Raw genomic sequence first — 7,227 nt, 5'->3', positions numbered from 1 at the left:
CTTTCTATCTACAACGAATTCAGCCCAGTCTATAGCCAATTAACTCTGTCTACAACACTATCAGTCTCGTCTATCAAAGCATCAGCTTCGTCTTATGAACAATCAGTCTCGTCTATCAAAGCGTCAGCTTCGTCTTATGAACAATCAGTCTCGTCTATGACAAAAGATAGATCCGTCTATGATAAAAAATTTCTGTTTATTCAACTCAAAAACAAATCTATCTAAATTCAAACAACAAACAACTTATCCTTATATGTCTATCACTCGAAATTACGTCTATCAAATATAAACTCAAATGCCCCTCCCATAGTACTTCAAATTAGAATCCAATCAACTACCTTGTCGAAAAATGTCAAAGTGTTTTTTCGAATTGAAAAAGGTGTACATTTGTCTCACGAATAAGCATATATTTTTGATACACAAAATATATATTTTTTAAAAAAGCCCTACAAACCAACGTTTTTAAAATAAAATAGTAATGTCTCAAAAAAAACGTCTCAAAAAATATACTCTTTTTTTGAGATATTTGTACATCTTTTCAAAATAAGGTGAGACTTTTTCCCATTAGTCAGAGTTAATAAAATTAAGACGTTATGTTATAATAACGCCTGTAAAATCATAAAAAATCCCTTTCGGTGTCGGTAGCACCAAAAAGGTTAAAATACAACAAACTCAACGAGTCATCTTTCTGTTTTAGAAAGATAATTTTTCATATCTAAGACTTTATGAACTTTATCACACACATTATTCCACGTCACATCAGAAATAGGTTCTGGTATAGTATTTAACATATAACTTAAAACATTTTCATTAGGGACATATAATTTAAAATCTTCCTTCGCCCTCGTAATACCTGTATATAATAAATTATTTGTATCCAATTTAGGTTAATTCTCTATAAATATAGCAACCTTTTCATATTCACTAGCTTGACTCTTATGAACAGTTAAAGCATATCACGAAACAACTTCCTCTGTATCCTCATATTTATAAAAAATCTCTCTGCCATCCAGATCAAGACACACACCTTTATCATCATAAGCAATAATTTTCCCAGTATCACCATTACTAACATTTCTAGCTGAACTATTAGCAACAATCATAACCTGATCAGAAGAAGCGGGGCACATTTTAGAAAAAGTATCGTTTGGCGTACCGACGATGTTTGTGAAGAATGAGAAATAGATAGAAAATCAGCCAGTTAGAAGGACGAACAAAAACATATCAAATAGTGGAATAATCGAAATATGGAATAGGCAACGTCTCTCTCAAAAGTGAGAAAAGGAGACAAAATTATATGTTTAAAGGGCTTAAGCCAACGCCAGCAATCGAACGATTACCAGCAGATATGATTTATCGAGTATTACGTATTCGTTTGCTAATCGGGATTTCAGTTGGATATGCTGCTTATTACTTAGTTCGCAGTAACTTTACGTTATCTAGTACAAGAGTATGGTTTCAGTACGTCACAAATCGGATTACTCGGTTCGGTGATGGCAATTGTTTATGGATTTAGTAAATTCTTTATGGGGAATTTATCCGATAAAGCTTTCGCCCAGCGCTTTATCGCAGTCGGTTTATTCTTATCAGGGCTTGTAAATATTTATTTCGGATTTGCATCTTCATTCGGAATGATTGTTACATTACTTGTCGTTAACCCCATAAAAAAGGTGCACGCCTCATAGAAAAAACTGTATCTGAAGTTCAAATTACTCCGTAAATCAAAAAGACGAATCTGCATCATTTTGCAGATTCGTCTTTTTTCTTCGGCATTTCAATCGGAATAAAGATCTTTGAAAAACCAATGCAAACATACTTATAATTCTCTCCACCTAAATCAAACTCTGTCGTATATGTTGAGAAGAAAATATAATCATTTCGCTTTGTATAATGGTCGATTAACAATCCAACTTGCGGCTCAACATACTTTTTCGCCAACTTCTTACCTGCCGATGCTAAATCACCAAAGAGACCCTCTTTGTTTTCTTTTTCAACCTCGTCTAACTTCTTACTCACATCATTACGCTTCATAAATTGCTTCGCTGCCCAATCTGTATATTCTCCCTTACTTGGGTTACTGTTTGCTAAATAAACAAGGAGAACAACAACAAGAGCCATAATAATATACTTTTTCTTCATACTATCTCACCGCCTACTCTTTTCTATTTTCATATATATGTACAAGCGATGCAAATTAGAAAGACTATCATCTATTGATTGTAAACGAACAAAAAAAATTTACAATACGCAACAGAATATCAACGTTAAATTTATATTTTTTTATATGATTATATTAGGAATATAAAACTTTTTTAAGGGGGGATTTAGAATTATGGATAATGAAAGTAATATTTTTATTTCTAGTTCTACAATGATGCTTGAGCCTTACAAACGCCCCTATTAACGCACAAAAATTATCGACAGTAGTGGGAAAACCACCTGTACTCATGCCAAACAGCTCTTCAACTCATCTAACACACTCATAAAGTCCTTCGCTCTCGTTCCCGCATCTTCACACTCAAATCGTTCCTCATACTCGCCGGTGCATACATACCGCTCTTGCACTACGCATTCTTTCTTCAACCTCTCCAATATATAACCACGTACCGTTACAACCGCATAAGCAGGAAAACTACCTTTCTCCTCCTCATACCTTTCATAGGCATGCCAAAGACCAATTAAACCACATTGATAATACTCTTCATAATCTTGATAAATATTTAACCTCTTTATTTGATTTACAATCATACCTTCATACAAAACAACTGTATCTGCAAAAGTCGCTGGCTTCACACAGTACCCGTTTCTAAAAGGTATACCTCTTCAGTATTCCGCGGTACCTCTACAATATAAAATGAAAAAAGAAAGTTCATTGTGGGTAATTTTAAATACTACTATCCAAATTTGAAATTCAGCTAGTGGTATTTGAAATAGGGGTAAAAATAAAAAGGGTGACTCTAGGAAGAGCCACCTTTTTCAAATAATATGTTATGCGCCAAAATCAGAGAACATACCGCCTAACATACTAAAACCAATTGTAAGGATGAAGAATATAGAAATTAAAATTGTTACTTGTTTTTTACTTAAACCGGCAACGATATACAAACCTAAACCAGTTAAAATTAAGCTCCAAATGTTAAAGATTTCAAATGCAGAACCAATGCTATATGCAATTGTTCCTTGTTCAAATAGAGGGCCTAAACTTGTATATTTATCAATGCCATTTCCACCAAGAATATATGCTAAAGCTACATTAAGAAGACTACCAAAATAAAAAACAACATTGGCATATATATAAATAGATAATATCTTCATATATGGAGTATCATTGCTCATAAACATCATAATAACTTTATAAAATCCTGCTACCACAAAAAGACCAATAGCTGTTCCAAATAGACCTCCAATAGCTCCAAATCCAAGTGTAGTCCATTTCATTATCCCCGTCGTATCATCCTTAAGCAGCTTTGCCAACTCCGGAGTATTAATTAACCCTAAATAAGCTGCCGCTGCTGCTAAGATTGTTCCCATTAAAAGAAATAAGAAAAATCCTCCCCAAACTGGGCTTTTCGTCTTCATTCTCTCAAACTGCAAACCAGGAGAAGTAATCATTCCTAATAATGATGGCTTCTTCGCACCTTCATCTTGCGTATTAATATTTATTTCCATTCTAACGCCTCCTTCTATTTATGTAACCCGTTCTAACGGGCGGTTCACTTCCTCATATGGAGGCTACGAACCGCCCACTAGAACGGTAATGTGTAGTCGAGAATATCCTCTCTACTACACTAGTAAATTACTCATAACGTAATGCTTCGATTGGATCTAATTTCGCAGCTTTATTTGCTGGAATTAATCCGAAAATAATACCAAGTGTCATAGAGAATAGTACGCCTCCAACGACAACTTCCCATGAAACGAGCGGTGGCCACTTCGCAAATGTGGAAACAATATATGCCCCGCCATATCCAAGACCAATTCCGATTAAACCACCTAGAAGCGTTAACATAACGGCTTCAATTAAAAACTGTAATAAAATTTTACTACGCGTTGCCCCAAGTGCTTTACGTATTCCAATTTCGCGCGTACGCTCCGTTACAGATACGAGCATAATGTTCATAACACCAATACCACCAACGACTAATGAAATACCAGCGATACCACCGATGATCATCGTCATGATGTTAGTAACTTTAGAAACGCCTTCTTGGAACTCTTTTAAGTTTACCAGTTCATATTTACCTGGAATTTCACTTGGCTTACGACTATTTAATACATCAACAGCTTTTTTCCCTGCTACTTCTAAATCGTCTACATTTTTAGATTGAATTGCGATATTTTGAATATCATCTGTTCCGTATAAAACAGGCCATAAAGTAAGCGGGATTAACGCTTCTTCCATTTCGAATCCCATAAACTCATTATCAGATCTGTACACACCAATAATTTGCATTGGCTGTCCCTTCATCTCAATAATTTGTCCAACTGGATTTGTATCCTTAAATAACGTCTCTTCTGTTTTTGTACTAATCATCACGACGTTATTCGCATGAGAAATATCTGATTCATTTAGCGTGCGTCCCTTTACTACCTTAACTTTATTTACCGCAAAATACTCATTATCAAGCCCAATAACATTCAAATTTGCTTTTTTATCATTTACATCAAGCATCTCTGAATTCTGGTTTGTCGTAATAACGTGCGAGACATCTTTCACTTGTTTTACTTCTAGAATATCTTCTTCCGTTAACTTCGGTATTTCAAATCCGCCCATACTAAATTCATCATTAATATCTGGCTTAAATTGAATAGGCATAAGATTATTACCAGAACCAGCGATTTTTGACTTCAGCATCGCTTCCCCGCCTTGCCCGATCGCAACGACAGTAATAATAGAACCAACGCCGATGATAATTCCGAGCATCGTAAGAGCAGAACGTAGTTTATGAGCTAAAATAGAAGATAGTGCTATTTTGATACTATCTAGTAAACTCATACCGCACACCTTCTATCTTCTGTAATTTTCCCATCTCGCAATACGATGCGACGAGATGAATACGCTGCTACTTCCTCTTCATGCGTAACCATAACAATCGTCGTACCTTCTGCATTTAGCTTTGTGAAAATATCCATAACTTGCTCACCAGACTTCGTATCAAGCGCACCGGTCGGTTCATCGGCCATAATGAACGTTGGATTATTCGCAATCGCCCTTGCAATGGCTACACGCTGCTTCTGCCCACCTGACAATTCATTCGGTAAATGATGCACACGGTCCGCTAATCCGACTTTACCTAGCGCCTCTAAAGCACGCTTGCGGCGCTCCGCTTTCTTCACTCCACCATATACGAGTGGAAGTTCAACATTTTCCACCGCAGAAAGACGCGGAAGTAAATTAAAATGCTGAAACACAAAGCCGATATACTCATTACGAATTAAAGCAAGTTTTGACTCGTCTGCTGTTAAGATATTCACATCATTCAACATATATTCACCTTCTGTTGGACGATCTAAACAACCGATAATATTCATAAGCGTTGACTTACCAGAACCAGACGGCCCCATAATCGAAACAAACTCACCACTCTGAATCGTTAAACTAATACCATGCAAAATCGGCACCGCAAACTTCCCTTGATAATACGTCTTAGCAATATTATTTAACGTGATCATTTCTCTTTCACTTCCATTCCGTCATACACGTTGTCGGAAGGATTTTTAACCACCTTTTGCCCCACTGTTGCGCCCTCAGTAATCTCTGTCCAATCTCCATCAGTAGAACCTTTTTTCACATTTTGTTTACGAAGCTTTCCTTTCTCTTCGATATAAACAAATGCATCGTCGCCCTCTTCTACAATGCTCTTACTTGGAACAGCAATCATCGTCTTATTCTCTAAATTTACTTGCAGAGAAACGTGATAACCTGGAGATAAACCATCTTGACTATCAAGACTTGCTTTGTATGTATATTGAGACATATTTTGAGTCGCTTCACCCATACCACCAGCTTGAGCCATCTCTGCGCTCGTTGGGAACTCACTTACCTCTGTAATCTTCCCTGTCCACTTCTTCTTATTATTTGCTTTTGCAGTGACAGTAAACGTCTGCTCTGGTTGAATTTGTGATTTCTGAAGTTCAGTTAATGTCCCTTGAATTTGGAATGGGTCTTTAGAAGCTACTTGTAAAAACGCTTTTCCTTGACCACCTAAAGCTTGAGATGAACTTTGTGCCGCATCTTTATCTAACTTTTGAACAACACCAGAAAAATTACTATAAACCGTAAGTTCTTGTTGCTTTTTACTTAACTCTTCTTTCTGCAACTTCCCTTTTTCTTTCTCAAGATCCGTTGTCTTTTGAGCCATCTCTAACTCACTTACTTGCTCTTCCATTGGTTCTGTTACTTCTTTCCCAGCCCCACTATCTTTTGCCTTCTTAATTTCTTTCTTCAATGAATCAATCTTCTTTTTCCCTTGATCATAACGCATATCAGCCATCTTCTGATCAAGCTCAGCTTGCTTCATTTGAAGATTAATTTCTTCATTATCATAAGAGAATAATTTCGTACCTTTCTCTACCTCTTGCCCTTCTTTTACAACAATCTCTTTCACTTTTCCTTTAGTCGGATCCGCATAGAAACTTTCAATATTCCCCGGCTTCACCTGACCTGAAATTAATTTCGTATTATTAAGCTTACGCTCTGTCACTTTCTCAAAACTTACAGCATCATTCGTCGCTGCGCCCTTCTTCTTGCCTTGCATCATAAAAATATTAACTGCTGCTACAATCACAATTAGTGCAATAACCCCGACAATAATCCATTTTTTCTTCTTGTTTGGAGTACGAACCGTATTTGGTAACATAGTCTCTCTCCCTTTATAACTTAATAGTTTAATAAACAACCGAATTGTACAAAACTTTCTGAAAATAAATTACATATTATTACATTCTTTTTACAAAGTTTTACACATTCATTTATATTGTAACAAAAATACCAATGATTAGAAATATGACATTTTATCTTTTAAGATAGTTTTAAGGAAAGGTTATATTATAAAAAAAGCCATCCAAAATGATATTGAAGTGAACCCCGAAAACGGGACACCTATCAAAACACCTAAACCATCTGTTCCCTATACTCTTTAGGGGATAGGTGGTTTAATTTCTCTTGAATTCGCACACAATTGTAGTAATGAATGTATTCTAGCACAATCTTTCGCACAGTTGTGT

At 36.0% G+C, this 7,227-nt stretch carries 6 protein-coding genes and 4 pseudogenes; 3 read left to right on the top strand and 7 right to left on the bottom strand.

The features are described from left to right. Positions 1-1,110: 1,110 nt before the first annotated feature. Positions 1,111-1,278: pseudogene (locus MR065_RS26465) on the top strand (ABC transporter substrate-binding protein); the annotation flags it as partial. A 19-nt stretch (positions 1,279-1,297) separates the two neighbouring features. Continuing rightward, a pseudogene (locus tag MR065_RS26460) lies at positions 1,298-1,664 on the top strand (MFS transporter); the annotation flags it as partial. A 76-nt stretch (positions 1,665-1,740) separates the two neighbouring features. On the opposite strand, the gene MR065_RS26455 reads toward MR065_RS26460, so the two are convergent. Further along, positions 1,741-2,139, bottom strand: a complete 399-nt coding sequence (locus MR065_RS26455; RefSeq protein WP_242215665.1) for a DUF4359 domain-containing protein — start codon at positions 2,137-2,139, stop codon at positions 1,741-1,743. 193 nt (positions 2,140-2,332) lie between these two features. Between MR065_RS26455 and MR065_RS26450 the strand changes: the two are divergent. After that, positions 2,333-2,472: pseudogene (locus tag MR065_RS26450) on the top strand (competence protein ComK); the annotation flags it as partial. Here the strand turns inward: MR065_RS26450 and MR065_RS26445 are convergent. The 6 genes and pseudogenes from MR065_RS26445 to MR065_RS26420 all read right to left on the bottom strand — a co-directional run. Then, positions 2,467-2,793: pseudogene (locus MR065_RS26445) on the bottom strand (sigma factor); the annotation flags it as partial. The pseudogenes MR065_RS26450 and MR065_RS26445 overlap by 6 nt on opposite strands. A 195-nt stretch (positions 2,794-2,988) precedes the next feature. Then, positions 2,989-3,669, bottom strand: a complete 681-nt coding sequence (gene yknW, locus MR065_RS26440) for a YknW family membrane protein (RefSeq protein WP_242215664.1) — start codon at positions 3,667-3,669, stop codon at positions 2,989-2,991. Positions 3,670-3,796: 127 nt separating this feature from the next. Continuing rightward, on the bottom strand, positions 3,797-4,996 hold the full coding sequence (locus MR065_RS26435; RefSeq protein ID WP_242215663.1) for an ABC transporter permease: 1,200 nt from the start codon (positions 4,994-4,996) through the stop codon (positions 3,797-3,799). Further along, positions 4,993-5,673, bottom strand: a complete 681-nt coding sequence (locus MR065_RS26430; protein ID WP_242215662.1) for an ABC transporter ATP-binding protein — start codon at positions 5,671-5,673, stop codon at positions 4,993-4,995. Before MR065_RS26430 ends, MR065_RS26435 begins: the two co-directional genes overlap by 4 nt. Beyond that, on the bottom strand, positions 5,670-6,860 hold the full coding sequence (locus tag MR065_RS26425; RefSeq protein ID WP_242215661.1) for an efflux RND transporter periplasmic adaptor subunit: 1,191 nt from the start codon (positions 6,858-6,860) through the stop codon (positions 5,670-5,672). Before MR065_RS26425 ends, MR065_RS26430 begins: the two co-directional genes overlap by 4 nt. Before the next feature lie 254 nt (positions 6,861-7,114). Beyond that, the coding region (locus MR065_RS26420; protein WP_242215666.1) for an IS3 family transposase at positions 7,115-7,227 on the bottom strand (113 nt) is incomplete at its 5' end.

Origin of the sequence: Bacillus cereus group sp. BfR-BA-01383 (assembly GCF_022663495.1) — a bacterium.
In the GTDB taxonomy this organism is placed as follows: domain Bacteria; phylum Bacillota; class Bacilli; order Bacillales; family Bacillaceae_G; genus Bacillus_A; species Bacillus_A cereus_AU.
Note: the sequence above shows the minus strand (reverse complement) of the source record. Positions and strands in the feature narration are given on the sequence as shown.